The organism is Bacillus cereus group sp. BfR-BA-01349 (genome assembly GCF_022663795.1).
GTDB classification, from domain to species: Bacteria; Bacillota; Bacilli; order Bacillales; family Bacillaceae_G; genus Bacillus_A; species Bacillus_A cereus.
In genome coordinates, this window is the sequence record NZ_JAKUGE010000014.1 from 16,107 (window position 1) to 42,721 (window position 26,615).

Sequence of the window (26,615 nt, forward strand, 5' to 3'; positions counted from 1 at the left end):
ATTAAAAGGAGTATGACATGTTTTGTTTAATATACTATTAATGAAACGTGATGTAGAAAGGTGGAAACCAATGTTTGAAAAATTGTATGATGAGCATGAAAGTGTGAAGGTACGATTTTTAGGGTTTATGACACATGATACACGTTATGATTTTGGTGTTATTTATACAAATATGTTTTTTGGAAAGCCGCTCATTGTTTGTATGCAAACAGGAAGGTCTACTTTACTCGGACGAGATGATGTAGAGAATGTTCAATATATACAGGAGATTTTTAAATTAGGATCAGAAGAGGAAGCAAAGGAGTTAGCTCAGTTTTTCAAATTTCTAGTTCCGTCAACTTCTTTACATGCGGAATATGAAGAATAATTATTTTGAAACAGTCGTACTTATAAATATGGCTGTTTTTTATTTGAATATCGCATACTAATTTAAATTAAAAATATTTAATGTGTTATACTAAAAACCTATTGACGTAAAAAGTATAACATATTAAAATAAAGACAGAAAGTTAAGCGGTTACAAAAAGTTTTTGGGATTATAAACTTAGGGGGAAATGAAAAATGGGAACAATCGTATGTCAAGATTGTGAAGGTACAATTGCACACTTCGAAGATGAGAAAGTAACGGTACTTTACGGGAAATGTGGATCTTGCGGATGTGATCACACAGAGCATACAAAAGCCCAATAATTGATAGGAAATGGACAGCTAAAAGTTTTTAGGACCATAAACTTAGGGGGAAATGAAAAATGGGAACAATCGTATGCCAAGTATGTGAAGGAACAATCGGACATTTTGAAGATGAGAAAACGACGGTACTTTACGGAAAATGTGGAACAAATTGTGACTGTGCTAGAAAAGATAATGCGAAAGCTTAATGATAAATAAATAGATTACTATTAAAACTCAGGGGGAAATGAAAATGGGAACAATCGTATGCCAAGTATGTGAAGGAACAATTGGACATTTTGAAGATGAAAAATCAACAGTACTATACGGGAAATGTGGATCTCATTGCGAATGTGACCATAAAGAACATACAAAAGCTTAATAATAAGAAAAAGCGCCTACATGTGTAGGCGCTTTTTTAATAAATTGTAGTTGTATGACCAACTGTTGCAACGATTGCATCATCTCTAATTGGAATAAAACTTATGGATGTCTGTGGTGTACTAGAAGAAGCGTATTGGCTCATTATACGGCTATCGATACGGGTAATAGTATCAGTCAAGAAAGCTGAAATAAAAGCGTAAGGGACTCTTCGCTCATTTAATGAATAAATAATTTCTTCTTTTGTTTTTACACCCACGCCATGTCCGTAAAAAAAGAAATTTCCTAAATAGATTGTGTTTTCTCCTTGCCACTCAATCGTAGCTGGATTCACTTGTGGGTTTTTAAAGTAAACGAGGTCACCTGGAACAAGATCGCCACCGTTTTTTGTTATGAGCCTTAGATCTTGATCGTAGTCCCATGTATAAAGTAAAAGGTTTGCAAATAGACGATTGAAAGTTTCTTCCTCATACAATGATAGTAAAGCTTTATAAAAAATAATGATCATAGCGGTTGCGCATTCAGTTCCATATAGTTTTCCGTTTTTGAAAATATCCTGTATGGCAATAGAAGGTGGTATGTTTGGAAGAAGCTCGAATCCTCCAAGAGACGTTCTTTTCCAATACTGGGGGTTGCAAAAGGATTGTTGAAATGTACGAAACTGAAATCCACTTTGAAAAAGCTCTAGTGCAGAGATAATAATATTAACTCGTAAATTGAGATCAAAGCTGAGTTCATCAGCTGTTCGGAAGGAATAAACTTCTTGATTTCCTGCCATTATTGATAAAATTTGTTGTTTCTCTGCTGCAAATGGCTCATATTCATTTGTAATATAAGGATGTACAATAGAACGGCCTATTACAATCATAATAGTATCCCCACCTATACGTTACATTCTTAAGTATCGTATGAAGAAAAGGAAAAAAGGTGAAAAAAAAGCCTATCAACTGATAGGCTTGTACTCTTTAATAACACGTAATGTTTGTAATGTCATATTTTCAGGACCTTGTACAGGTAAACCTGCTTCTAAGTTTTTACGAATATACTCTAAGTTTTCTTGTATAATAATTTCCCCCGGAGTAAAGATTGGAATCCCTGGCGGATAAACCATAACAAAATCAGCTATAATACGACCCGCTGCATTTTCAAATGGAATGACTTCTGTTTCCGAATAAAAAGCATCTCGAGGAGAAAGTGCTAGCACTGGAATTTCTGGAATCTCTACTTGTACTTGAACACCTTTATCTGCCCTATTTCTAAATGTTGCTGCTAAATCGTGTAAAGCTGCAATAAGTGTATTTGTATCACTTTCTGTATCTCCCAAAGTGATAAGACATAGTATGTTGTATAGATCTGAGAGTTCTACTTCAATGTTATATTGCTCTCTAAGCCATACTTCAGCTCGGTGGCCGGTAATACCTAAATCTTTTACAGATACAATTATCTTTGTAGGATCATAGTTAAAGGTAGCATCTGTACCTAACATTTCTTTTCCAGGACAGTAAAGATGCTCAATAGAATTTATAGCATCACGAACATGTTCAGCTAATTGTATTGTTTGTTCTATGAGTGCTGTTCCTTCTGTAGCAAGACGTTTTCTCGCAACATCAAGGGATGCTAACAAGATGTAAGAAGTTGATGTAGTCGTAAGCATGCTAATAATAGATTGGACATGCTTTACATTCACTAAGCCTTCTTTCACATTAAGAATAGAACTTTGAGTTAAAGAGCCTCCTAATTTGTGAACACTTGTTGCTGCCATATCTGCACCAGCTTGCATCGCTGACATGGGTAATTCATCGTGAAAATGAATATGAACACCATGAGCCTCGTCGACTAGTACAGGGATGTCATAAGAATGTGCTAATTGTACAATCTGTTCTAAGTCTGCAGCAAACCCAAAGTACGTTGGGTTAATAACAAGTAAGCCCTTTGCATCTGAGTGCTCTTCAAGTGCTTTTTTGACAGATTGAATTGTGATTCCATGAGAAATACCGAGCTTCGGATCGATTTCAGGATGCATGAAAATCGGTTTTGCGCCTGAGAAAATAATAGCTGACATTACTGACTTATGCACGTTTCGTGGTACTAGGATTTTGTCACCAGGACCGCAAACGCTCATCACCATTGTCATAATAGCACCACTTGTACCTTGAATAGAAAAGAAAGTATGATCTGCACCGAATGCAGCGGCTGCTAAATCCTGTGCTTCTTTAATCATACCTTTGGGATGATGTAAATCATCGAGTGGCGCAATATTAATTAAATCAATTGCTAATGCATTATGCCCAATAAATTCGCGAAATGTAGGATCCATGCCCTGTCCTTTTTTATGACCAGGAATATGGAATTGAATTGGATTTCGCTTACTGTGCTCAACTAAAGCGGTAAACAATGGTGTTTCGTATTGGGACAATCTATACACCCCTTCTTCTTCATAATATTTAGTGTAATTTGTTTTATATAATCCTGCTCTAAAAAAGTTTAGTCTTTTTTAGAATAAGGCTTGTTTTTCTGCCATTCAAAAAATCGTTTTTGAGATGGTAGCTTCACTTTATTTTCTATAAAACAAAAGCATTATATCACCAATAATTATAGATGTATAGAAAAAAATGTTTTTAAGGTGAGTATGTTTAATAGTTAGCCTCAACTAATGAATAGAGGAAGACAATTCCATTAAAATGAATAAATAGTGTATAATGCAGAGTGGCTATAATGAAGAATAAAATATTCTCTTTAAGATAGCATAATGAAACAAGAAGAAATGATAAATGAGGTGCGAAATGGAATATCAATATCCGTTAGATTATGATTGGTCAAATGAGGAAATGGTTAAAATTGTTAAGTTTTATGAAGCGATTGAGAAAGCTTATGAAAAAGGGATTATAAGAGAAGAATTAATGGGTTTATATCGTCGTTTTAAAGAGATTGTTCCATCGAAAGCAGAAGAAAAGAAAATTGATAAAGAATTTGAAGAAGTAAGTGGATACTCTATATATCGTGTTATTCAAAGGGCAAAAGAAGTCGAAGAACAAAAGCTTGTAAAAATGTAAAAAATATTTTGAAAAATAAAAACTGAAGTGATATAATGTGATAACAACTAAAAACGGACAATATAAATTGTCCGTTTTCTACTATCGATTACAAAGTGCATATAAAGGAAGGAGTGATTGCATCGTAGATTCAATCTTAGCAAGGAATTGTTCGTTGGTCATTGCTGAAAACTCCTCTGGTGATATATGAATACCAACTAATAATTCTGCCTTTTTTACAGTAGCTAATCGTTCAATCATCTTTTGTAAGTCTTCGGTTTCAAGTGTTTTATGTAATTTCACACTTGGTTTAGTATGGTCAATGGACCAAACGAAGTCATTTGGAATATTTGTTTTTAAATCATTTAAATGTTCTAAGAAGGCATGAGCCGTCTCAACTTTTTGTGGACACTCATAGATTAAACCAAAGTATATGAAGGCATGAGTACCCCATAAGCCGATTTGGAAATGCGGTAGCATTTTATATCCTCGTTTATTTGTTGAAAAAGCAACCCAAGTATCGTTTGGTGGATTGACTTTGCGGCGTGCGTGTTTTGCAACATGATAAAAAAAGTTCTCATCAGTTTGTTTGGATAAGTATTCTGCAAATTGTTCCCCTAAAGCTTCTAGCTTAGGATGAATGTTCGTTTTAATTGCACTCATTCGTTCTTCGAGACCATCAACTGTAAAGACATCAAAATCAGTTGACTTGAATGTTTGTATTGTCATGATTGTTCCTCCAACTCCTATTTTGCTTTTATTTTAGCATAGCTTGTACTATTCATAAAAAAAACAGCACAAAAAAAATTTAAATAAAAAAATATAATTTTGTTGCATAGATGATTTATCCAACATAGTATAGTATAAAACAAAAAATCAGAAAATTGAATTAATTCTAGTCCGAGGGCAGACGAATATTGGGAGGAGGCAAATAATATGAGACAGGTGATTAATGCGTTAAAGAGAACAGATGCTGAAAAGAGAATACCGGTGCTACGTTTGGAGTTAGATTATGAATTAGCAACTTTATATGATGCGATGATGGAAGATGATAAACAGAAAAAAGAAGAGTGTGTACAAAAGTTAGAAGTGTTAAGACTTGAAATGATTCGTTTAGAAGCGTAATAATAGTATATGTATAAAAAATTAGTTGGTGCGAACCTTATAAAGGGTTCGTTTTTTCTGTGAACAGTATAGATCGGAGTGTTTAAACATGCAAGAAGTATGGAAAGACATTGATGCACACGCCAAACGGTGGATTCGGGATGCAGGAGAGCATTTAATGGCATCAATGAAAAAAGCACTTATTATAGAAACAAAATCAAATGCAGCTGACTTAGTTACAAATATGGACCGAGAGATAGAACAGTTTTTAATTGGGAAAATTAAAGAAACATTCCCGAATCATAATATTTTAGGAGAAGAGGGTTATGGAGACGAGATAACGTCTTCTGACGGGGTTGTTTGGTTAATTGATCCAATTGACGGCACGATGAACTTTGTTCATCAAAAAAGAAATTTTGCGATTTCAATTGGGATTTATGAGAACGGTATCGGAAAGATTGGACTTATATATGATCCAGTGCATGATGAACTATATCATGCAGTCAAGGGATCTGGAGCTTTTTGTAATGATATATCAATTCCTCCATTGAAAAAAGGAACTGTAGAGCAAGGTATTGTAGCTTTAAATGCGATATGGCTTACAGATAATCCATTGCTTAATATGGAAAGTATGATGGCACTTGTTAAGAAAGCAAGGGGCACAAGATCATATGGCTGTGCAGCGTTAGAGATGGTATACGTTGCAACAGGAAGAATAGATGCATATGTAACGCCGAGATTATCACCATGGGATTTTGGCGGAGGACAGATAATTGTAGAAGAAGTTGGAGGTAAGGTGACGACATTCTCTGGAGCGCCACTTTCTATCATAGAGAAGAGCAGTGTGTTAGTTGCAAAACCAGGAGTGTATGAAGAAGTGTTATCGTTTATATGAGAGCAACAAAAAAAGTAAGAGGCTGTGTATAAGCTTCTTACTTTTTAGCGTTATTGTGATTTGCGCATTTTTCTTTTTGTTACAAAACCGTATCCAACTGTAACAAATGTGCCGATAATGCAAATAATAATACCGATTGGACTATTTTCAGCAATCATAATGCCGATACCGATTAAGAAAATAACACCGATAATTGCAGTTAATAAAAAGCGATATTGAATGTGTTCCATTTCTTCACCCTCCAATCTCATTTTACTTTCACAAAAGTAAGAATACAACTATATTTTCATTCTTGCTTTTATTTTAATTGCTATTGTATCCCCTTCGCTCTTATAATAGAGAAGGATTAAAAAGACATTAGGAGTTGGACATGTTGAAAAAACGACAAGATTTACGTAATATAGCAATTATTGCCCACGTTGACCATGGTAAAACAACACTTGTTGACCAGTTATTACGTCAAGCGGGGACTTTCCGTGCGAACGAACACGTTGAAGAACGCGCAATGGATTCAAATGATCTAGAAAGAGAACGCGGTATTACAATTTTAGCGAAAAATACAGCGATTCACTATGAAGATAAAAGAATTAACATTTTAGATACACCTGGTCACGCTGACTTCGGTGGAGAAGTAGAACGTATCATGAAAATGGTTGATGGTGTTTTACTTGTTGTTGATGCATATGAAGGTTGTATGCCACAAACACGATTTGTTTTAAAGAAAGCTCTTGAGCAAAACTTAACTCCAATCGTAGTTGTAAACAAAATTGACCGTGACTTCGCTCGTCCAGATGAAGTAGTTGATGAAGTAATCGACTTATTCATTGAGCTTGGTGCAAACGAAGATCAATTAGAGTTCCCAGTTGTATTTGCATCAGCAATGAACGGAACAGCAAGCTTAGATTCAAACCCAGCAAATCAAGAAGAGAATATGAAATCATTATTCGATACAATTATCGAACATATTCCAGCACCAATTGATAACAGCGAAGAGCCACTTCAATTCCAAGTAGCACTTCTTGATTACAACGACTACGTTGGACGTATTGGAGTTGGTCGTGTATTCCGCGGTACAATGAAAGTAGGACAACAAGTTGCTTTAATGAAAGTTGATGGAAGTGTAAAACAATTCCGTGTAACAAAATTATTTGGTTACATTGGATTAAAACGTCAAGAAATTGAAGAAGCAAAAGCTGGTGACTTAGTAGCTGTTTCTGGTATGGAAGACATCAACGTTGGTGAAACAGTATGTCCAGTTGAGCATGAAGATGCGTTACCATTATTACGTATTGATGAGCCAACACTACAAATGACGTTCCTTGTAAATAACAGCCCATTTGCAGGTCGTGAAGGTAAATACATTACATCTCGTAAAATTGAAGAGCGTCTTCGTTCACAATTAGAAACAGATGTAAGTTTACGTGTAGATAATACAGATTCTCCTGATGCGTGGATCGTATCTGGACGTGGGGAACTACATTTATCTATCTTAATTGAAAACATGCGTCGTGAAGGTTATGAATTACAAGTATCTAAGCCAGAAGTAATCATTAAAGAAGTTGATGGCGTAAGATGTGAGCCTGTAGAGCGTGTACAAATCGATGTACCTGAAGAATACACTGGTTCTATTATGGAATCTATGGGTGCACGTAAAGGTGAAATGTTAGATATGGTGAATAACGGAAACGGTCAAGTTCGCCTTACTTTCATGGTTCCAGCACGTGGTTTAATTGGTTACACAACAGAATTCTTAACATTAACTCGTGGTTACGGTATTTTAAACCATACATTCGATTGCTACCAACCAGTACACGCTGGACAAGTTGGTGGACGTCGTCAAGGTGTTCTAGTTTCACTTGAAACAGGAAAAGCATCACAATACGGTATTATGCAAGTTGAAGACCGTGGTGTAATCTTCGTTGAACCAGGTACAGAAGTATATGCTGGTATGATTGTAGGAGAACACACTCGTGAGAACGACTTAACAGTTAACGTTGTGAAAATGAAACAACAAACTAACATTCGTTCTGCGACGAAAGATCAAACTTCAACAATGAAGAAACCACGCCTAATGACTTTAGAAGAATCATTAGAGTACTTAAACGATGACGAGTTCTGTGAAGTAACTCCAGAATCAATTCGTCTACGTAAAAAGATTCTTGATAAGAGTGAGCGCGAAAGAGCTGCTAAGAAAAAGAAATCTGTTGAAGCGTAAAAATAAAAAAACAACGCCCTTTATAAAGGGCGTTGTTTTTTATTTTGTTTATTTTTTAGAATATTTACTCATTTTTGTGGACAGTATTTTTTTTGCGAGTTACTCTTGTATTAAGTGTATAAAGAAAATTGCATTTTACTGCTAGGGGGGAAGAGTGTGTTAGAAAGGATGTCTTTTTTTGCAAAATTGTGTAAGGTAGATGAAAATCCAGAGTTAGGAATGTGGTTACTTTATGGGACGATTATTATATTAAGTGCTCTCGTTTATAATTTAGGATTTGCTAAAAAGTTGTCTGTACTAAAAAATATTGTGATATACATATCATTAGCAATTGGATGCACAGTATTAACCTTTTTTGCTGTGTTTTTACCTGTTGGAGAAGGACTTGTTGTAGCGGCAATTGTACTTGGAATTTATAGATTGCGTTTGCGTCAAGCGAAACAACAAAAAGCAGGATAAGGAAGGGGAGTTTTCATGCGTTCAGTACAAGATGCACTATATAATTGGTTAACAATTAAAACAGTTGCGGAAGCACGTCTAGATGATAGTGCTGCAAAAGAAACATATTTGTTATTTCAAAATATGATATATGAAGAACATAAATTAAGAAATGTGGAAGTCGAAAAGAACGAGGAAATGTATTTAATTACATATGAAATGAATGGAGAACGGAAATCTGCAAGGTTTCCGTTAGAAGCCATTGATTGTTTTTTGGATCAGATGAATCGTGAACCAGAAAAATATAAATAAGTCCTTATCTATATGAGTAAGGACTTATTTACATTTTACCAATCATCTTCGATTTTTTTATCACGATATAATCGGAAATTACCACTTGCATGACGTTCCATTGTACGCTCTGCAATTCGTTCCGAACATTCCATGCACATATATGTATGAATAGGGCGATTACGCAGTTTTTTTGCCATAGGATTTTCATCATCTAACATATCTTTTTTATCACAAATCATACATTTGACTCTCATTTCGTCACCTCAATACGAATTCTATCAGTATAAGTATATCATGGAAGTATAATGTTTTTGAATAATAGCGGGAAAAAATAATATTTTCGCAATTCAAAAAATAAGTTATGATAAGGATATACCAAGTATGTTTGGAGGTGAAAATATGGCGAATGTAGTAGAGCCTACCTTAACAGAGGATTTAGTACAAACGTTGCGTAAAGAATGTATCGTTATGATAGCAACGACAGATTTCGAAAAACAAGTTCCTAACGTAAGTGCTATTTCTTGGGTGTATGCAGTGAGTAAAACTAGTATTCGATTTGCAGTAGATCAACGTTCACGTATTGTGGAAAATATACAGCATAATACAGGTGTGGTATTGACTATAATGGCGAATGAATCCGTATTTTCTATAAGTGGTGCAGGTGAAATTTTGACAGATAGAATGGAAGGTATTTCTCTAAAATTAACTGTAATAGAAGTAAATGTGCAAGAAGTGCGTGATGTTATGTTTTATGGAGCGAAACTTGCAATTGAACCAACATATGAAAAAACATATGATCTTCGGGCAGCGAAAAAGCTGGATAATGAAGTGTTAGTAGGGATAAGAGAATTATAAAGATGCTAAATAGGAAATTTGTTTATTCACTTTTGTAATCGGTTATTGTGATTTAACGTTAATAATTATAATAAAAAGTAATATATTGAATAGAAATGAATAAAGAATAAATAAAAGGTTTAATGACTATGATTTTCGATTCTACCTCGTTTACACGGTACATATAATTATAACAATGGTTCGTCCATATTTTATGGATGAAACCCTTGTTCTACAAATTTAAAAGTGGAGTCAGGGGGTAACAGGTTGGATAAAATTTATGTGTTAGATACGAATGTACTTTTGCAGGATCCTTTATCTATTTTTTCATTTGAAACCAATGAAGTAGTGATTCCAGCAGTTGTATTAGAAGAGGTTGATTCGAAAAAACGTTATATGGATGAAGTAGGACGAAACGCTCGTTATGTATCTAAGTTAATAGATAAATTTCGTGAAATAGGAAAGCTGCATGAAAGTATCCCGCTAGAAAACGGCGGAACATTTCGTATTGAATTGAACCATCGTTCATTTGTGCAACTACAAGATATTTTTGTAGAAAAAACAAATGATAATCGAATTTTAGCTGTAGCAAAAAATCTATCTTTAGAAGAACAGGAAAAAGAGGACGGGAAGTCTGTTATTTTAGTAAGTAAAGATGTACTCGTAAGAGTAAAAGCTGATGCAATTGGTTTGAAGGCTGAAGATTATTTAAGTGATCGCGTAATTGAAGTAGAAAATATATATTCTGGTTTTTTAGAAGGATATATATCAAAAGAACAATTGGATTATTTTTATGAGAAAGGTGAATTGCCTCTATCTGAAATTGCGAATCATCCTTTTTATCCAAATCAATTTGTAGTGATGAAAGATGCATTAGGGGGCTCTAGTTCTGCTCTTGGCATTGTGGATCACTTAGGTAAGAAGGTAAAGAAACTTATTTTTCACAATGAACAAGTGTGGGGGATACGACCACGAAACGTGCAGCAAATTATGGGATTAGAATTGTTGCTTCGTGAAGATATTCCGCTTGTAACGTTAACGGGGAAAGCCGGCACAGGAAAAACGTTACTTGCGTTAGCTTCGGGACTTATGCAAACAGAAGACTTAGGGTTATATAAAAAATTACTTGTGGCAAGACCAATTGTTCCAGTCGGAAAAGATATCGGTTATTTACCAGGAGAAAAAGAAGAAAAGTTAAGACCATGGATGCAGCCAATTTTTGATAACCTAGAGTATTTATTTAATACGAAAAAGCCAGGAGAGTTAGATGCTATTTTAGCTGGAATGGGTTCGATTGAAGTAGAGGCCCTTACTTATATACGCGGGAGAAGTATTCCAGATCAGTTCATTATCATTGACGAAGCACAAAATTTAACAAAGCATGAAGTGAAGACGATATTAACTAGGGTAGGGGAAAAGAGTAAGATTGTATTGATGGGAGATCCTCAGCAAATTGATCACCCATATTTAGATGAATATAATAATGGCTTAACGTATGTTGTAGAGAAGTTTAAAGAACAGCGTATTAGTGGTCATGTGAAGTTTGTTAAAGGGGAGCGATCTAATTTAGCTCAACTAGCAGCAGATTTATTGTAAAAAGGAGTGAGCTTAAGCTCACTCCTTTTCTTTAAATAATTGTAAATTTACGGATGTTACGGATTGGATTTTGTTGATTAGATCCATCATTAAAATAGAGATGAACAGGCCCGTCTTCTTTTAATGGTTTTCCTTCTTTTGAAAAGCCTAGTATAGCATTTTTGACAGTTTCTAATGGAAGTGTCATTGTATGATCTACCGTTTCAATTTCAACTTGCGTAGCGTCCTCTAAAATTTCAGCGTTAGCAAGGAATGGATGAAATGGTATACCAAATGTTCCAGTAATCAGCTGTTCTTTTTTATATTTCTTCACACTTTGTTGTATTGGAGGAAAAGCGGCACCATCACGGATTTCGCGATCCCAATGTTCTGAAGTGTTTTTTAAATAAGTTTCTAGTTCAGACGTGTTTTCTCTAGTTTCATCAAAGTAAGTTGTCAAATCTACTTTTCGATCATCAAAGATCCAAACAGTTGGATCAATAGTGATTGGAAAACGTACTTTTCCGTTAATAAATAAAATTTCGCTCATTGTTGTTCCCCCATTTGTGTTATACTCCCACTTTTCAGTATAATAGTATTAGACACTGTTGTCACAAAAAATGTTTCTATTGCAATTTATTAAAACTATCGCTAATATTAATAGATAGGATAGAGGAGAGTAGGATGGAAACGGAGGGAATCAATTTGGCGTCTGAGACAGTAGCAAATCATCAGGAAAAGGCACTAGCCCTTCTACAAGCGGATGCAGAGAAGATTTTAAGACTTATTAAGGTGCAAATGGACCATCTTACAATGCCGCAATGTCCATTATATGAAGAAGTGTTAGACACACAAATGTTTGGACTATCCCGCGAGGTCGATTTTGCGGTTCGCCTTGGTCTTATTGCAGAAGAACAAGGGAAAGCAATGTTAGGTGAGCTCGAACGTGAGTTATCTGCACTTCATGAAGCATTTACAAACAAACAACAATAACGGGTTCAAATAAGGGGGCTCAAACTAAATTAGTTTGAGCTTTTTATTTGTATAATAAAGCAGGAAGAATCAATGTACATATGGAATACAACAATAATTAAATTGAAACAGAAAGAGGAAATGAAATGAAAAAAGTATGGAAATCAATGGATTATTCATTATTACTTCCTCTTGTTATCTTATGTGTGCTGGGAGTAATAATGGTATATAGTTCTAGTTCCATTGTTGCGATTTCGAGGCATAACTGGCCGGCAAATTACTTTTTTAAAAAACAATTAATAACTTTAGCTATCGGAACGGTATTGTTAGTAATTGTAGCTTCGTTACCTTATAAGTTTTGGAGAAAACGAATAATTTTATCGGCGATGGGGCTAGGGAGTATTGCTTTACTAGCAGCAGCCTTGATTTTTGGTAAGGAAATAAATGGTGCAAAAGGTTGGATATTAGGTATACAGCCCGCTGAATTTGTTAAATTATCGATTATTATTATATTAGCTCGCTTTTTTGCAAGGAGACAAGAAACAAATACACCTGTTTTTAAAGGGTCGGGACTTACACTTGGTTTTGTTGGAATGGCAATGTTTTTAATTTTAAAGCAAAATGATTTAGGTACCGATTTGTTAATTGCAGGAACAGTAGGGATTATGTTTCTTTGTTCAGGAGTAAGGATTAATTTATGGATTAAACGAATTGTTTTAACTTCTATAGTATGGATTCCAGCTCTATATTTTTTGGCTAATTATAAATTAAGTGGATATCAAAAGGCACGTTTTTCAGTTTTTCTTGATCCATTCAATGATCCTCAGAATGATGGATTCCAATTAGTAAATTCTTTTATTGGAATTGCTTCAGGAGGGCTAAATGGTCGAGGATTAGGAAATAGTGTGCAAAAATATGGGTATTTACCAGAACCGCAAACAGATTTTATTATGGCTATTATATCTGAAGAATTAGGTTTTATTGGTGTAGCTATTATTTTAATTTGCTTGCTACTTATTATTATTCGTTCATTCAGGATTGCTCAAAAATGTAACGATCCTTTTGGAAGTTTAATTGCAATCGGAATTGCAAGTTTAATAGGAGTACAAACTTTTGTTAATGTTGGTGGTATGTCTGGATTAATACCGCTTACGGGAGTGCCTTTACCGTTTATTAGTTATGGTGGAAGTTCCTTAATAGCTAATCTACTTGCAATGGGAATACTACTCAATATTGCTAGTCACGTGAAACGACAAGAGAAACAACAGAATGGTGTAATGAAAGAAAGAGAACAAAATGGACCACATCTTGTAGTTGTAAAATAAAAACACATTGTGCTTTAGAGCATGATGTGTTTTTTATTTTTAAATATGATGTACTAATTTCTCTTTCAGTTAAAAGATATATCACATTAAGTTAAATGTGATATACAATTAAGTTGTTAGGAAAGGAAGAGGTATGCTATACTATTTTTGTGAAACAAATTGCACAGAAAACTTATCATTTGTTAGAAAATAAGGTATGATGGATAAAAATAAAGTGAAGCTTTCTAAGTATAATATAATGTGGAAAGTGAAGAACTTCACGCTTTTTAAGGTGTGTGTATATTTTATCTCTAGAGTGGTAGGAAAGTAGAGGGGGAAAATCATGACAAAGCTGCAACGTATTCAAAAAGTATTGGTAGCTAACCGTGGAGAGATTGCAATTCGTGTGTTTCGAGCTTGTTCGGAACTTGGATTAAAAACAGTTGCAATCTATTCTAAAGAGGATAGTGGTTCTTATCATCGCTATAAAGCCGATGAGTCCTATTTAGTTGGGGAAGGAAAAAAACCAATTGATGCTTATCTAGATATTGAAGGCATTATTGAGATTGCAAAAAGTAATCATGTAGATGCAATCCACCCTGGATATGGTTTCTTGTCAGAAAATATTCAATTCGCTAAACGTTGTGAAGAAGAAGGAATTATCTTTATCGGTCCGAAAAGTAAGCATTTAGATATGTTTGGAGATAAAGTGAAAGCAAGAACACAAGCGCAGCTAGCACAAATTCCAGTTATACCTGGTAGTGATGGTCCAGTAAATTCATTAGAAGAAGTCGAAAAATTTGCTGAAAAGTATGATTACCCGATTATTATTAAAGCATCCCTTGGGGGTGGCGGTCGTGGTATGCGTATTGTGCGTACTAGTGAGGAATTAGGAGAATCATATAATCGAGCGAAATCAGAAGCGAAAGCAGCTTTTGGTAATGATGAAGTTTACGTCGAAAAATTTGTTGAAAAACCTAAACATATAGAAGTACAAATTTTAGCAGATGAAGAAGGCAATGTTGTTCATTTATACGAGCGTGACTGTTCTGTACAACGTCGTCATCAAAAAGTTGTAGAAATTGCACCGAGTGTATCACTTTCAGATGATCTGCGTCAGCGTATTTGTGATGCTGCTGTGAAGTTAACGAAAAATGTAAACTATTTAAATGCAGGAACAGTAGAATTCCTTGTAAAAGATGATGAGTTTTACTTTATTGAAGTAAATCCACGTGTTCAAGTAGAACATACGATTACAGAAATGATTACGGGAGTAGATATTGTTCAATCACAAATTTTAATAGCGGATGGACATTCATTACATAGCAAAATGGTAGGTGTTCCGAAGCAAGAGGAAGTAGTTGTACATGGATTTGCAATTCAATCTCGTGTAACAACTGAAGATCCGCTAAATAATTTTATGCCGGATACAGGAAAAATTATGGCGTATCGATCAGGTGGTGGTTTTGGTGTGCGTCTTGATACAGGAAATAGCTTCCAAGGTGCAGTTATTACACCGTACTACGATTCTTTACTTGTAAAAGTTACAACTTGGGCACTTACTTTTGAGCAAGCTGCTGCAAAAATGGAACGTAACTTAAAAGAATTCCGTATTCGTGGTATTAAAACAAATATTCCATTCCTAGAGAATGTAGTAAAGCATAAAAACTTCTTATCAGGAGAATATGATACTTCATTTATCGATGCGTCACCTGAATTGTTCTTGTTCCCGAAACGTAAAGACCGTGGAACGAAAATGTTAAATTACATTGGTACAGTAACAGTAAATGGTTTCCCAGGAGTAGGGAAAAAAGAAAAACCAATATTCCCAGATGCTCGTATTCCATGTTTAAAACATTCAGAGCCAATCCAAAATGGAACGAAACAAATTTTGGACGAGCGTGGAGCGGACGGATTAGTAAAATGGGTACAGGATCAAAAACGTGTACTTTTAACGGATACAACATTCCGTGATGCACACCAGTCATTACTTGCAACTCGTATTCGTACAAAAGATTTACATCAAATTGCGGAGCCAACAGCGAGAATGTTACCGAACCTATTCTCAGCAGAAATGTGGGGCGGTGCAACGTTTGATGTTGCGTATCGTTTCTTAAAAGAAGATCCATGGGAACGATTACTAGATCTTCGTGAAAAAATGCCGAATGTGTTATTCCAAATGTTACTTCGTTCTTCAAACGCAGTTGGATACAAAAACTATCCAGATAATTTAATTCAAAAATTTGTGGAATGTTCTGCTCAAGCAGGCATTGATGTATTCCGTATTTTTGATAGTTTAAACTGGGTGGAAGGCATGAGAGTTGCAATTGACGCTGTACGAGACACTGGTAAAATTGCAGAAGCAACAATGTGCTACACAGGGGATATTCATGATCCACTGCGTAGTAAATATGATTTAAATTATTATAAAAATTTAGCAAAAGAGTTAGAAGCATCAGGAGCTCACATTTTAGGTATTAAAGATATGGCGGGCTTACTAAAACCAAATGCAGCATATGATTTAGTTTCTGCATTAAAAGAGACAGTGTCGATTCCAATTCATCTGCACACGCACGATACGAGTGGAAATGGTATATTAACGTATACGAAGGCAATTGAAGCAGGTGTTGATATCGTCGATGTAGCAGTGAGTTCTATGGCTGGTCAAACGTCACAACCAAGTGCGAACACGCTATACTATGCGTTAGGCGGAAACGAAAGACAACCAGATGTTAATATAGATTCTTTAGAAAAACTATCTCACTATTGGGAAGATGTACGCAAATACTATGCACCATTTGAAAGTGGTATGAATGCGCCTCATACAGAGGTATATATGCATGAAATGCCGGGTGGGCAGTATAGTAATCTTCAGCAACAAGCGAAGGCGGTTGGTTTAGGAGATCGCTTCGATGAAGTGAAAGTAATGTACCGCCGTGTGAATGACATGTTTGGAGATATTGTAAAAGTAACACCATCATCAAAAGTTGTTGGTGATATGGCATTATTTATGGTGCAAAACCATCTGACAGAACAAGATGTTTTAGAGCGTGGACATGCGATGGACTTCCCAGGGTCTGTTGTTGAAATGTTCTCTGGTGATTTAGGTCAACCGTACGGTGGTTTCCCGAAAGAATTACAAAAGATTATTTTAAAAGGGAAAGAGCCATTAACAGTAAGACCAGGTGAATTACTAGAGCCAGTAGATTTCGAAGCGTTAAAAGAAGAATTATTCCATAAACTTGGACGCGAAGTAACGATTTTTGATGTAGTAGCATATGCTTTATATCCAAAAGTATTTATGGATTATGAAAAAGTTGCTGAGCTTTATGGAAATGTATCTGTACTTGATACACCGACGTTCTTCTATGGTATGAGACTAGGTGAAGAAATTGATGTAGAAATTGAACAGGGTAAAACATTGATGGTTAAACTAGTATCAATTGGAGAACCTCAGCCGGATGGAAATCGTGTTCTTTACTTGGAATTTAACGGTCAACCACGTGAAATTATCGTGAAAGACGAGAGTGTAAAAGCAACAGTTGCACAACGTGTGAAAGGAAACCGTGAGAATCCAAATCATATTAGTGCAACGATGCCAGGAACGGTAATTAAAGTAGTTGTAAAAGAAGGCGAAGAAGTGAAAAAAGGCGATTCTATGGCAATTACAGAAGCGATGAAAATGGAAACGACAGTTCAAGCGCCGTTCAATGGTAAAGTGAAGAAAGTATATGTTAACGATGGTGATGCAATTCAAACGGGTGATTTACTTATTGAATTAGATCACTAAAATAAGAAAAGAGCTGTGTAAACACAGCTCTTTTTTATTGCAAAAAATCCCTTGCCGAATTGGCAAGGGATTTTAGTTTTAAATTATTTTGTTTGTTTAGAAGTTGATTCGGCTTCTTTGGCATTCACTTTACTTCGTGTTCCTAACATAACTAAATAGCATAGTACGGCAAACAAGCAAGAAATGAATAGAGAATGTAACAATGCCATCGCTAAACTAGCGTTTGTAAATACAACTAAAACTCCTACTACAGCTTGAAGTGTAACGAGGATAAATGAAATGATCCATCCCCAATATACTACAGGTTGCTGCTTGTAATGGCGAATAGCGAGAATCATGGCGTATAGTATCCAAGCGAAAATTAACATCGCTGCAACTCTATGGCCCATTTGAACCCATTCATGTAGTTGAGTTGGCATAGGTCTGTTTTTGCTACATAAAGGAAAGTCTGGACAGGCTAAGCTAGCTCGTTCGTGACGTACTAAAGCACCTGTGTAGACGACAATATAACTGTAAATTGTTACACCATAAATATGAAATTTCATTTTTTTGTCCATAATAAGTGAACGTGCATCAAATTTTTGGTCAATTTCAAAGATAAGACACGTTAATAAAATGACAGAAGCAAATGAAATTAAGGAAATACCGAAATGGATAGCAAGTACAGCTGGCATTTGTCCCCAAACAACTGCTGCTGCTCCCATTAATGCTTGTGCAACTAAAAATACGAAGGATAAAATTGCTAACGTTTTTGTTTCACGCACATGTTTATAATATTTCCAGGACAAAATACAAAGGAGAGTGACAAGAATTCCAGCTGATCCTGATGTTAATCGGTGGCTAAGTTCAATAATAGTTTCCATTGATAAATTAGATGGAACAAATTCACCGTTACAAAGTGGCCATGATTTACCACAACCTTGACCAGAACCTGTTTTTGTAACTAAAGCGCCTCCTAATAAAACTATTAATAAATCAATGCTTGTAATGACTGCTAACCATTTAATAAAGCGTTGCAATCTCTTTCACCATCTTTCTGCTATGAAGTTATTGCGAAATATTTTCATTCCATTATGTATAGAATAAAACGCGCTAGTTCCTATGATATATAAAAAATAATAAAATAGCAAAGAAATGGAGGGGGAAGGAAAGGGAGAGAAAATAGGTGTAAAAACAGGGTTTGAAAGGAAAAAATTAGGTGGAAAATAGGCTGTTTTGAAAAGAAATGGGGAGAATACGTGTTAAATAGGACAAAATAGTTTATTATAGAAGGTAACATCATGTTATGATAAGGACAAGTCAGAATGAAGTTTTTTATATCCGACACAAAAAGTTCATGTTTTCTTCACAAAATGTTCGGGAAATATGATTTAATATATTGGAGTATGGGCGTAGATTAGTAGTAGAATGGGTTAACAATGTTTCTACTGTAATAATATTGCTATATAGAAGCGAATTATTTCATTTGAAATAAGCGCAAAAAGAAAGATGAAAGTTTTAAGAGGGGGTTAGAGTGATGAACCATGCAACAAGTGAGCTGCATGATGAGTCTGCTGTTACAAGTGTACCGGAAACAACTCGGTTACAAGATTTATCAGCACTCGTTAAAATGGGGATTGTAAACTCAAATACACTTACTGTATTTACAGGATTTTGGTTGGCGTTACACTTTAATGGATTAAGTGTGATGGACAATCTGGATAAGCTATTTTTTACAATCGTTGGTTCAGGATTAATTATGGCGGGGGTATGTTGTTTAAATAACTACATCGATAGAGACATCGATCCGTTAATGGAAAGAACAAAGACTCGTCCAACGGTTACTGGAAAGTATAAACCAGGATTTGCACTTACATTTGGACTAGTTATATTACTTCTTGGATTTGTATTCTTATTATTAACAACACCAATGGCAGTTTTAATGGGATTTATTGGTGCTTTCACATATGTTGTCCTATATACTTTATGGACAAAGAGAAAGTATACACTAAATACTGTTGTAGGTAGTATATCTGGAGCAGTTCCACCTTTAATTGGATGGGCAGCAATCGATCCATCTTTAGGTCATCCAATTGCTTGGATGTTATTTTTAATTATGTTTATTTGGCAAATCCCACATTTCCTTGCATTAGCGATGAAACGTGTTGATGAATATCGAAATGCAGGAGTTCCAATGCTTCCTGTAGTTCATGGATTTGAAATTACGAAACGCCAAATTATGATTTGGACAGTATGTTTATTACCACTCCCATTTTATATGAGTGGACTAGGGATAACATTTATGGTAATTGCAACACTGCTTAACATCGGATGGATCGTTTTAGGATTTTATGGCTTCCGTAAGAAAGATGACATCAAATGGTCCGTGCAAATGTTTGTTTATTCCCTAAATTATTTAACAATCTTATTTGTATCAATGATTGTAGTTACATTCTTCTAAGACAACGACATAATTGGATTTCTTTACGTTGAGATTTACTTTACTTAACTATAAAGTACAATCTAATTCACAAGGAAAGTGGGGGTTGTTTGTATGAAGAAACAGTGGCGACTGCTTTCGTTCGTTTCACTGCTGGCTTTACTGTTAGGGGGATGCGGTAAAGCCTTTCAATCTACTTTAATTCCGCAAGGAGAAGTAGCAAAAATGCAATATGATTTACTTCTACTGGCTAGTGCAATCATGGTAGGAGTAGTACTAGTAGTTACTATTATTTTCTTGTATGTAATTGTGCGTTTCCGACAAAAGAAAGGTCAGGAAGATTATATTCCAGAGCAAGTTGAAGGGAATCACAAGCTAGAAATTATATGGACAGTTATTCCGATTATTCTTTTACTAATCTTAGCTGTTCCAACGGTTACATATACATTTAAACTTGCTGATGTAAGTGCGATGGAGAAAAAGAATATTGATAAAGATACTATCGTTGTTGATGTAACAGCGAATCTTTATTGGTGGGAATTTTCTTATAAATCAGAAAAGATAGTAACTTCGCAAGATTTGGTCATCCCCACAGGTAAGAAAGTGTATTTAAATTTGAAGGGTGCCGATATTAAACACTCATTTTGGGTTCCATCTTTAGCAGGGAAAATGGATACAAATACAGACAATGTGAACAAAATGTGGTTAAAGGCAGATAAATCGGGGACTTATAATGGTTTTTGTACAGAATTTTGCGGTCCATCACATTCTTTAATGCAATTTAAAGTGAAAGCTTTAGATGAAAGCGAGTACAAAAAATGGCTTGCTGATATGAAGAAGATTGATGAAAAAAAAGAAGTAGCTTCAACAAAGGCGCAAGAGGGCCAAGAAATATTTAATAAAAGCTGTATTGGTTGTCACGCAGTTGGATCTAATGATAGTAGACCACCTTCCGCTCGTATCGCACCAAACTTAGCAAACTTTGCGGATCGCGATATGGTTGCCGGTATTGCCGAAAACAATGAAGAAAACTTAAAAAAATGGCTGAAGGATCCTGAAAATATGAAGCCAGGAAACAAAATGACTGGCAAATATGGCAACTTAACGGATGATCAAATTGATGCATTAAATGCATACTTACAAACGTTAAAAGTTGAAAAGTAAAGAGGGATTATTCGCGAAGGGGAGGTTGAAAACGTGAGTTCTGTAGCAAAAAAACAGGGGATGGGTGCTGTCATATGGGATTATTTAACGACAGTAGACCATAAAAAGATTGCCATTCTCTATTTAATTGCAGGTGGATTGTTTTTTGTAATAGGCGGAATAGAAGCTCTATTTATTCGCCTTCAATTAGCAATTCCTAACAACGCTTTTCTTGTTGGGGATGCTTATAATCAAGTATTAACGATGCACGGTACAACAATGATTTTCCTCGCAGCTATGCCACTCGTGTTTGCATTTATGAACGCCGCTGTACCACTTCAAATTGGTGCACGTGATGTAGCGTTCCCGTTTTTGAATTCACTCGGATTTTGGTTATTTTTCTTTGGTGGAGTATTTTTAAATTTAAGTTGGTTTTTAGGTGGAGCACCTGATGCAGGATGGACATCTTATGCATCTTTAGCTTTAGCCTCTAAAGGTCATGGTGTTGATTTCTATGTACTCGGCTTGCAAATCTCAGGTATTGGTACATTAATTGGAGGAATTAACTTCCTTGTAACCATTATTAATATGCGCGCGCCAGGAATGACGTATATGCGTATGCCGATGTTTACATGGACAACATTTGTAACATCTTCGCTTATATTATTCGCTTTTCCGCCGTTAACTGTAGGATTAGGACTTTTAATGTTAGATCGTTTATTTGGAACAAGTTTCTTTAATCCGGCATTGGGCGGGAATACAATTATATGGGAGCATTTATTCTGGATTTTCGGTCATCCAGAAGTATACATTCTTATACTCCCAGCTTTCGGAATATTCTCGGAAATCTTCGCGACATTTTCGAAAAAACGATTGTTTGGCTATTCATCGATGGTGTTTGCGACGGTATTAATTGGATTTTTAGGATTTATGGTATGGGCGCACCATATGTTTACTGTTGGACTTGGTCCAGTTGCTAATGCTATTTTCTCAGTTGCAACAATGGCGATTGCGGTTCCGACTGGTATCAAAATATTCAACTGGCTCTTTACAATGTGGGGTGGAAGTATTCGTTTTACGACACCAATGATGTGGGCAGTAGCTTTCATTCCATCATTCGTAATGGGTGGAGTTACAGGGGTTATGCTAGCATCTGCACCAGCTGATTATCAATTTCATGATAACTATTTCGTAGTAGCGCATTTTCATTATGTAATCGTTGGCGGTGTTGTATTTGGTTTACTTGCAGGAGCCCATTATTATTGGCCACTGATGTTCAATAAAGTATTAAATGAAACATTAGGAAAGATAACGTTTTGGTTATTCTTTATCGGTTTCCATTTAACGTTCTTTATTCAGCATTTCCTTGGCTTGATTGGTATGCCACGCCGTTACTACACATATCTTGAAGGGCAAGGGTTGGAAATGGGGAATATGATTAGTTCTATCGGAGCGGTGTTTATGGCTCTTGGAACGATTGTTCTTCTATTCAATGTAATTAAAACGACAGTATCAAAAGAAAAAGCTGGTCGTGATCCGTGGGATGCACGTACATTAGAATGGACAATGCCAGCACCGACACCAGAATATAACTTTAAACAATTACCATTTGTTCGCGGATTAGATTCGTTTTGGATTGAAAAACGTGAAGGTAATAAAGAGATGACAGCAGCGGAACCAGTTGGTGATATTCATATGCCAAATCCTTCGTTTTCACCATTTGTCATTTCTTTCGGATTGTTTATAGCGGCATTTGGTGCGATGTATATGCAGGGCGGAAAAGATAAGTTCTGGTTATTAGTAGCAATTATTGGTTTAATCATTACATTTGGCGCAATGTTCCTACGTTCAGTAATTGATGATCATGGGTATCATATTCATAAAGAAGATTTAGAGGATAAGGGGGGCAAGGCATAATGCATGTAGATGAAAAATTAACGAATGAAACATTTCCAGCAGAGTCTGAAAAAGCAACCCTTGAAGGGAAAAATAAGTTTGTCGGTTTTTGGTTATTTCTTGGAGGCGAAACAGTGCTGTTCGCTTCATTATTCGGCACATATTTAGCGTTAAAGAATTCTACAAATGGTGGACCAACATCTCAAGAGATGTTCCAAATGCCACTCGTTTTTATTATGACGATGCTTTTATTAACGAGTAGCTTAACGAGTGTATATGCGATGTATCACATGAAAAACTTTAACTTTAAGAAAATGCAGCTTTGGTTACTAGTAACAGTATTGCTAGGTTTAGGGTTTTTAGGATTTGAGATATATGAGTTTTATCATTATACACATGAATTTAAGCATACTATGAGAAGTAGTGCGTTTGGCTCTGCGTTTTATGCTCTTGTTGGTACACATGGACTCCACGTATTGTTTGGGTTATGTTGGATTTTAACATTAATCTTTAGAAATGCGAAGAGAGGTCTAAATTTATACAATGCACCGAAGTTTTATGTTGCATCGATTTATTGGCACTTTATTGACGTAGTTTGGGTGTTTATTTTCACTGTAGTATATTTAATGGGAATGGTGGGATAAACAATGGCGATAAAGCAAACGAATAATCCTAAAGTTGATCTTGTTTATCGGAAGAGAAAAAGTGCGGAGGAAATGAGGCATCAAGTTATTACGTTTGCATTAATGATTTTTTTAACATTAGTTGCATTTGTAGCAGTGGCGTATCCAAAAACTTTTAGTCCGATTTTCTCTGTACCGTTTATTTTACTATTAGCAGTGGTACAAGTAATTTTTCAATTGTATTATTTTATGCATATGAGTCATAAAGGACATGAAGCAGCAAGTTTCTTTCTTTACTCTGGTCTGCTAATAGGATTAATTACAATTTTAGCTTTTATGACAATCGTGTGGATTTGAAAAGTGAAAAATAAGGGAGCTTGTGTTGTCACAGCTCCCTCTTCATATTATGAGATAACCTTACGAAGGTAGGTGTGAAAATGAGTAACTTGTGGATATTTGGTTTTCAGGCTTTATGGAGTCCAATCTTTTTATTATTTATGCTTTCAATTCTTATTGGGTACTTCTTAATTATTGGGCCATATAGAATGCGATTTGAAAATGCGACGAAGGTAAGTAAGAAGCAAATTTTTTATTTTACGACTGGTATTGTTCTTTTGTATTTTGTAAAGGGAGGACCTATTGATTTAATTGGCCATATTATATTTAGTGCTCATATGTTTGAAATGGCAGTCATGTATATTGCAGTTCCACCGTTACTGTTGCTTGGTATACCAATTTGGTTATATCGTTACATTACTTCTTTTAAGTTCGTTCAAATTATATTAAAGGCATTTGCTAAACCACTTATTGCGTTGTTTGTATTTAACGGCCTGTTTTCTTTTTATCATTTACCAGTTGTTTTTGATACAGTAAAACAAAGTCAAATAGCTCATCCTATTTGTCTCGCTATATTGTTTTTTACAGCAATCATGATGTGGTGGCCGATGTTAAATCCATTACCAGAATATCAAACGTTAAGTGATATAAAGAAACTTGGTTATATGTTTGCTAACGGCATATTATTAACGCCTGCCTGTGCGTTAATCATTTTTGCGACAGCGCCGTTATTTGCAACGTATACGGATCCAGCTGCTTGGATGAAAGCGATGGAACTATGTGTACCAGCGGACACTTTATCAGATTTGAATATAACGGGACCAGAATTTTTGCACTGGATGCCAGTCGTACAAGACCAGCAAACTGGTGGTATTATAATGAAAATTGTCCAGGAAATAGTATACGGTACAATTATAGGCTATGTATTCTTTAGATGGGCACGTAGAGAACGTGAAAAGGATAAGGAGCAGTTGCAACAATTGCCGCCGTATTTACAGACTAAGTAAAAAAGTGTATGGGATTCCATGCGCTTTTTCTTTTTTAGTTTTAGCTACCTTTAAAAAGATTGAATTTTCTAACTTTTTATGTTAAGTTAGTGTAGGCGTGTACTAAAAGTGGAGATAAAATTTACTACTAGCTTTCATGCGTAATAATTCCATATGTAGTGCAAGTTTTTTAGAGAGTTACAAATATATATTGTTATCTTTAATAAACACGAACTATTTTAAGGGGGAGTTTAAATGGGTAGTAGTGGAAGTATGGTAAAGCCGATTAGTGGTTTTTTGACAGCACTAATTCAATATCCAGTACCAGTAGTAGAATCGCGTGCAGACATTGATAAACAAATTCAACAAATCATAAAAACAATTCATTCGACCAAATCAGGTTACCCTGGTTTAGAATAGATAGTATTTCTTGAATATAGTACACAAGGGCTCAATACAAAAAAATGGACTACAGAAGAATTTTTATGCACAGTGCCTGGGCCAGAAACAGACTTATTTGCTGAGGCATGTAAAGAATCTAAAGTATATGGTGTTTTTTCAATAATGGAGAAAAATCCTGATGGTGGAGAGCCATATAATACAGCAGTTATTATTGATCCACAAGGTGAAATGATTTTGAAGTATCGTAAGCTAAATCCTTGGGTGCCAGTCGAGCCTTGGAAAGCTGGAGATTTAGGCTTACCTGTTTGTGATGGACCTGGAGGAAGTAAATTAGCTGTTTGTATTTGTCATGATGGCATGTTCCCTGAAGTAGCTCGTGAAGCGGCCTATAAAGGTGCAAATGTCTTAATTCGTATTTCTGGATATAGTACACAAGTTAGTGAACAATGGATGCTAACCAATCGCTCAAATGCAGGGCAAAATTTAATGTATACATTGTCGGTAAACTTAGCGGGTTATGATGGTGTATTTTATTACTTTGGTGAAGGACAAGTATGTAACTTTGATGGGACTACTTTAGTACAGGGTCATCGAAATCCGTGGGAGATTGTTACTGCTGAAGTATATCCAGAACTAGCAGATCAGGCTAGATTAGGATGGGGATTGGAAAATAATATATATAATCTAGGTTCAAGAGGATATGTAGCAACTCCTGGTGGGGTGAAAGAAAATCCATATACGTTTGTAAAAGATTTAGCTGAAGGTAAATATAAGGTTCCTTGGGAAGATGAGATTAAAGTAAAAGATGGATCTATTTATGGATATCCAGTAAAAAAAACGATTCATTCTTAGGGAAGGGAAATAAAACAAGCGCATCATATTGATGCGCTTGTTTTTGTTAATCAATAATTTGAAATTCTTTTAACTCTTTTTCGACATTTTGTAGGAGTTGTTCGCTTTTTTGAAGTACATTCGTTGGGAAAGTCTCATCATCACCATATTCAACGCCGTGAGGATAATAATGTTTTCCTAATAAGGGGGGAAGTAGTTTTACTTCAGCGTGTCTACTGCCGATGTCACCTTCAACAGCAACTCCTTGCACTCGTAAATAATAAACATCCTTTAATATTTCAAATTTATAATCGTATGTAACTCGTTCATAATCCCACTGTCCGGCAAGTACGAAGTGGTTGTTTTCCATGATTTCAGTTAAAAGAGTTAATTCAACGACGGCTCCATTAAATTTCGTATTTGTAAATTGCATATAATACCTCCTTTTTTAATGTTACACCATTATTTTTATAATA

At 35.4% G+C, this 26,615-nt stretch carries 29 protein-coding genes and 1 pseudogene; 22 read left to right on the forward strand and 8 right to left on the reverse strand.

Annotation, left to right across the window (positions count from 1 at the left end):
* Nucleotides 1-70 precede the first annotated feature (70 nt).
* The 4 genes from MR169_RS10000 (at nucleotide 71) to MR169_RS10015 (ending at nucleotide 1,051) form a co-directional block, all read left to right on the forward strand.
* Nucleotides 71-367 carry a DUF3055 domain-containing protein gene (locus tag MR169_RS10000; RefSeq protein ID WP_000462038.1) on the forward strand — a complete coding sequence of 99 codons (297 nt, stop codon included), beginning with the start codon at nucleotides 71-73 and terminating at the stop codon, nucleotides 365-367.
* Nucleotides 368-561: 194 nt separating this feature from the next.
* The gene (locus MR169_RS10005) at nucleotides 562-690 is read left to right on the forward strand and encodes a GapA-binding peptide SR1P (protein ID WP_000536778.1); all 129 of its coding nucleotides are present in this window, start codon (nucleotides 562-564) and stop codon (nucleotides 688-690) included.
* Nucleotides 691-749: 59 nt separating this feature from the next.
* Nucleotides 750-878: a GapA-binding peptide SR1P gene (locus MR169_RS10010; RefSeq protein WP_000536803.1), complete on the forward strand. Its 129-nt coding sequence runs from the start codon at nucleotides 750-752 to the stop codon at nucleotides 876-878.
* A 44-nt stretch (nucleotides 879-922) separates the two neighbouring features.
* Nucleotides 923-1,051, forward strand: a complete 129-nt coding sequence (locus tag MR169_RS10015; protein ID WP_000536796.1) for a GapA-binding peptide SR1P — start codon at nucleotides 923-925, stop codon at nucleotides 1,049-1,051.
* Nucleotides 1,052-1,087: 36 nt separating this feature from the next.
* Here MR169_RS10015 and MR169_RS10020 read toward each other — a convergent pair whose 3' ends face one another.
* Both MR169_RS10020 and speA read right to left on the reverse strand, forming a co-directional pair.
* Nucleotides 1,088-1,918 carry a protein-glutamine gamma-glutamyltransferase gene (locus MR169_RS10020; RefSeq protein WP_000635337.1) on the reverse strand — a complete coding sequence of 277 codons (831 nt, stop codon included), beginning with the start codon at nucleotides 1,916-1,918 and terminating at the stop codon, nucleotides 1,088-1,090.
* Between the two features lie 75 nt (nucleotides 1,919-1,993).
* Nucleotides 1,994-3,466 (reverse strand): arginine decarboxylase, encoded by a 1,473-nt coding sequence (gene speA, locus MR169_RS10025; protein ID WP_242319343.1) that lies wholly within the window; start codon nucleotides 3,464-3,466, stop codon nucleotides 1,994-1,996.
* Between the two features lie 367 nt (nucleotides 3,467-3,833).
* Between speA and MR169_RS10030 the strand changes: the two genes are divergently transcribed.
* Nucleotides 3,834-4,103 (forward strand): UPF0223 family protein, encoded by a 270-nt coding sequence (locus tag MR169_RS10030; RefSeq protein WP_242319344.1) that lies wholly within the window; start codon nucleotides 3,834-3,836, stop codon nucleotides 4,101-4,103.
* Nucleotides 4,104-4,184: 81 nt separating this feature from the next.
* Here MR169_RS10030 and MR169_RS10035 read toward each other — a convergent pair whose 3' ends face one another.
* A complete protein-coding gene (locus MR169_RS10035) occupies nucleotides 4,185-4,811 on the reverse strand; it encodes a YktB family protein (protein ID WP_000155317.1) in 627 nt (208 codons plus the stop codon).
* 207 nt (nucleotides 4,812-5,018) lie between these two features.
* On the opposite strand from MR169_RS10035, the gene MR169_RS10040 reads away from it, so the two are divergent.
* Together MR169_RS10040 and MR169_RS10045 are read left to right on the forward strand one after the other, a co-directional pair.
* Nucleotides 5,019-5,207, forward strand: a complete 189-nt coding sequence (locus tag MR169_RS10040; RefSeq protein WP_001250164.1) for a hypothetical protein — start codon at nucleotides 5,019-5,021, stop codon at nucleotides 5,205-5,207.
* A gap of 88 nt (nucleotides 5,208-5,295) precedes the next feature.
* Nucleotides 5,296-6,081 carry an inositol monophosphatase family protein gene (locus MR169_RS10045; protein WP_001158703.1) on the forward strand — a complete coding sequence of 262 codons (786 nt, stop codon included), beginning with the start codon at nucleotides 5,296-5,298 and terminating at the stop codon, nucleotides 6,079-6,081.
* 50 nt (nucleotides 6,082-6,131) lie between these two features.
* Here the strand turns inward: MR169_RS10045 and MR169_RS10050 are convergent, their stop codons facing one another.
* Nucleotides 6,132-6,311, reverse strand: a complete 180-nt coding sequence (locus tag MR169_RS10050) for a DUF5325 family protein (RefSeq protein ID WP_000400127.1) — start codon at nucleotides 6,309-6,311, stop codon at nucleotides 6,132-6,134.
* Nucleotides 6,312-6,451: 140 nt separating this feature from the next.
* Here MR169_RS10050 and typA point away from each other — a divergent pair, with 140 nt between their 5' ends.
* The 3 genes from typA (at nucleotide 6,452) to MR169_RS10065 (ending at nucleotide 9,046) form a co-directional block, all read left to right on the forward strand.
* Nucleotides 6,452-8,296, forward strand: a complete 1,845-nt coding sequence (gene typA, locus MR169_RS10055; protein WP_000914759.1) for a translational GTPase TypA — start codon at nucleotides 6,452-6,454, stop codon at nucleotides 8,294-8,296.
* A gap of 156 nt (nucleotides 8,297-8,452) precedes the next feature.
* The gene (locus MR169_RS10060) at nucleotides 8,453-8,755 is read left to right on the forward strand and encodes a YlaH-like family protein (protein ID WP_242319345.1); all 303 of its coding nucleotides are present in this window, start codon (nucleotides 8,453-8,455) and stop codon (nucleotides 8,753-8,755) included.
* 15 nt (nucleotides 8,756-8,770) lie between these two features.
* Complete coding sequence (locus MR169_RS10065; RefSeq protein ID WP_242319346.1) at nucleotides 8,771-9,046, forward strand: hypothetical protein; 276 nt, start codon at nucleotides 8,771-8,773, stop codon at nucleotides 9,044-9,046.
* A gap of 35 nt (nucleotides 9,047-9,081) precedes the next feature.
* Here MR169_RS10065 and MR169_RS10070 read toward each other — a convergent pair whose 3' ends face one another.
* Complete coding sequence (locus tag MR169_RS10070) at nucleotides 9,082-9,282, reverse strand: YlaI family protein (RefSeq protein WP_002082250.1); 201 nt, start codon at nucleotides 9,280-9,282, stop codon at nucleotides 9,082-9,084.
* Between the two features lie 145 nt (nucleotides 9,283-9,427).
* On the opposite strand from MR169_RS10070, the gene MR169_RS10075 reads away from it, so the two are divergent.
* Together MR169_RS10075 and MR169_RS10080 are read left to right on the forward strand one after the other, a co-directional pair.
* On the forward strand, nucleotides 9,428-9,883 hold the full coding sequence (locus MR169_RS10075) for a pyridoxamine 5'-phosphate oxidase family protein (RefSeq protein WP_000024595.1): 456 nt from the start codon (nucleotides 9,428-9,430) through the stop codon (nucleotides 9,881-9,883).
* A gap of 246 nt (nucleotides 9,884-10,129) precedes the next feature.
* Complete coding sequence (locus tag MR169_RS10080; RefSeq protein ID WP_000358083.1) at nucleotides 10,130-11,458, forward strand: PhoH family protein; 1,329 nt, start codon at nucleotides 10,130-10,132, stop codon at nucleotides 11,456-11,458.
* 31 nt (nucleotides 11,459-11,489) lie between these two features.
* Here MR169_RS10080 and MR169_RS10085 read toward each other — a convergent pair whose 3' ends face one another.
* Nucleotides 11,490-11,987 carry a molybdopterin-binding protein gene (locus tag MR169_RS10085; RefSeq protein WP_001289809.1) on the reverse strand — a complete coding sequence of 166 codons (498 nt, stop codon included), beginning with the start codon at nucleotides 11,985-11,987 and terminating at the stop codon, nucleotides 11,490-11,492.
* Between the two features lie 155 nt (nucleotides 11,988-12,142).
* On the opposite strand from MR169_RS10085, the gene MR169_RS10090 reads away from it, so the two are divergent.
* The 3 genes from MR169_RS10090 (at nucleotide 12,143) to pyc (ending at nucleotide 17,503) form a co-directional block, all read left to right on the forward strand.
* Nucleotides 12,143-12,430 (forward strand): Fpa/YlaN family protein, encoded by a 288-nt coding sequence (locus MR169_RS10090; protein ID WP_000135694.1) that lies wholly within the window; start codon nucleotides 12,143-12,145, stop codon nucleotides 12,428-12,430.
* 125 nt (nucleotides 12,431-12,555) lie between these two features.
* Entirely contained in the window at nucleotides 12,556-13,734 is a 1,179-nt protein-coding gene (locus MR169_RS10095; RefSeq protein ID WP_000758413.1) for an FtsW/RodA/SpoVE family cell cycle protein, read from the forward strand.
* Between the two features lie 322 nt (nucleotides 13,735-14,056).
* Nucleotides 14,057-17,503: a pyruvate carboxylase gene (gene pyc / locus MR169_RS10100; protein WP_016118566.1), complete on the forward strand. Its 3,447-nt coding sequence runs from the start codon at nucleotides 14,057-14,059 to the stop codon at nucleotides 17,501-17,503.
* A gap of 83 nt (nucleotides 17,504-17,586) precedes the next feature.
* Here the strand turns inward: pyc and ctaA are convergent, their stop codons facing one another.
* On the reverse strand, nucleotides 17,587-18,522 hold the full coding sequence (gene ctaA, locus MR169_RS10105) for a heme A synthase (protein WP_016118565.1): 936 nt from the start codon (nucleotides 18,520-18,522) through the stop codon (nucleotides 17,587-17,589).
* Nucleotides 18,523-19,019: 497 nt separating this feature from the next.
* Between ctaA and ctaB the strand changes: the two genes are divergently transcribed.
* From ctaB to MR169_RS10140, 7 genes and pseudogenes are all read left to right on the forward strand, one after another.
* On the forward strand, nucleotides 19,020-19,943 hold the full coding sequence (gene ctaB, locus MR169_RS10110) for a protoheme IX farnesyltransferase (RefSeq protein WP_001015064.1): 924 nt from the start codon (nucleotides 19,020-19,022) through the stop codon (nucleotides 19,941-19,943).
* 93 nt (nucleotides 19,944-20,036) lie between these two features.
* Nucleotides 20,037-21,086: a cytochrome c oxidase subunit II gene (coxB, locus tag MR169_RS10115; RefSeq protein ID WP_242319347.1), complete on the forward strand. Its 1,050-nt coding sequence runs from the start codon at nucleotides 20,037-20,039 to the stop codon at nucleotides 21,084-21,086.
* A 60-nt stretch (nucleotides 21,087-21,146) separates the two neighbouring features.
* Nucleotides 21,147-22,982, forward strand: coding sequence for a cytochrome c oxidase subunit I (ctaD, locus tag MR169_RS10120; RefSeq protein ID WP_242319357.1), 1,836 nt, complete (start codon nucleotides 21,147-21,149; stop codon nucleotides 22,980-22,982).
* Nucleotides 22,982-23,605, forward strand: a complete 624-nt coding sequence (gene ctaE / locus MR169_RS10125) for a cytochrome c oxidase subunit III (RefSeq protein WP_242319348.1) — start codon at nucleotides 22,982-22,984, stop codon at nucleotides 23,603-23,605. Before ctaD ends, ctaE begins: the two co-directional genes overlap by 1 nt.
* Before the next feature lie 3 nt (nucleotides 23,606-23,608).
* On the forward strand, nucleotides 23,609-23,941 hold the full coding sequence (ctaF, locus tag MR169_RS10130; protein WP_000985706.1) for a cytochrome c oxidase subunit IVB: 333 nt from the start codon (nucleotides 23,609-23,611) through the stop codon (nucleotides 23,939-23,941).
* 80 nt (nucleotides 23,942-24,021) lie between these two features.
* Entirely contained in the window at nucleotides 24,022-24,927 is a 906-nt protein-coding gene (gene ctaG, locus MR169_RS10135) for a cytochrome c oxidase assembly factor CtaG (RefSeq protein WP_000069021.1), read from the forward strand.
* Between the two features lie 234 nt (nucleotides 24,928-25,161).
* Nucleotides 25,162-26,160, forward strand: a pseudogene (locus tag MR169_RS10140) (formamidase).
* 46 nt (nucleotides 26,161-26,206) lie between these two features.
* On the opposite strand, the gene MR169_RS10145 reads toward MR169_RS10140, so the two are convergent.
* Entirely contained in the window at nucleotides 26,207-26,572 is a 366-nt protein-coding gene (locus MR169_RS10145) for a YugN family protein (protein WP_001160947.1), read from the reverse strand.
* Nucleotides 26,573-26,615 lie beyond the last annotated feature (43 nt).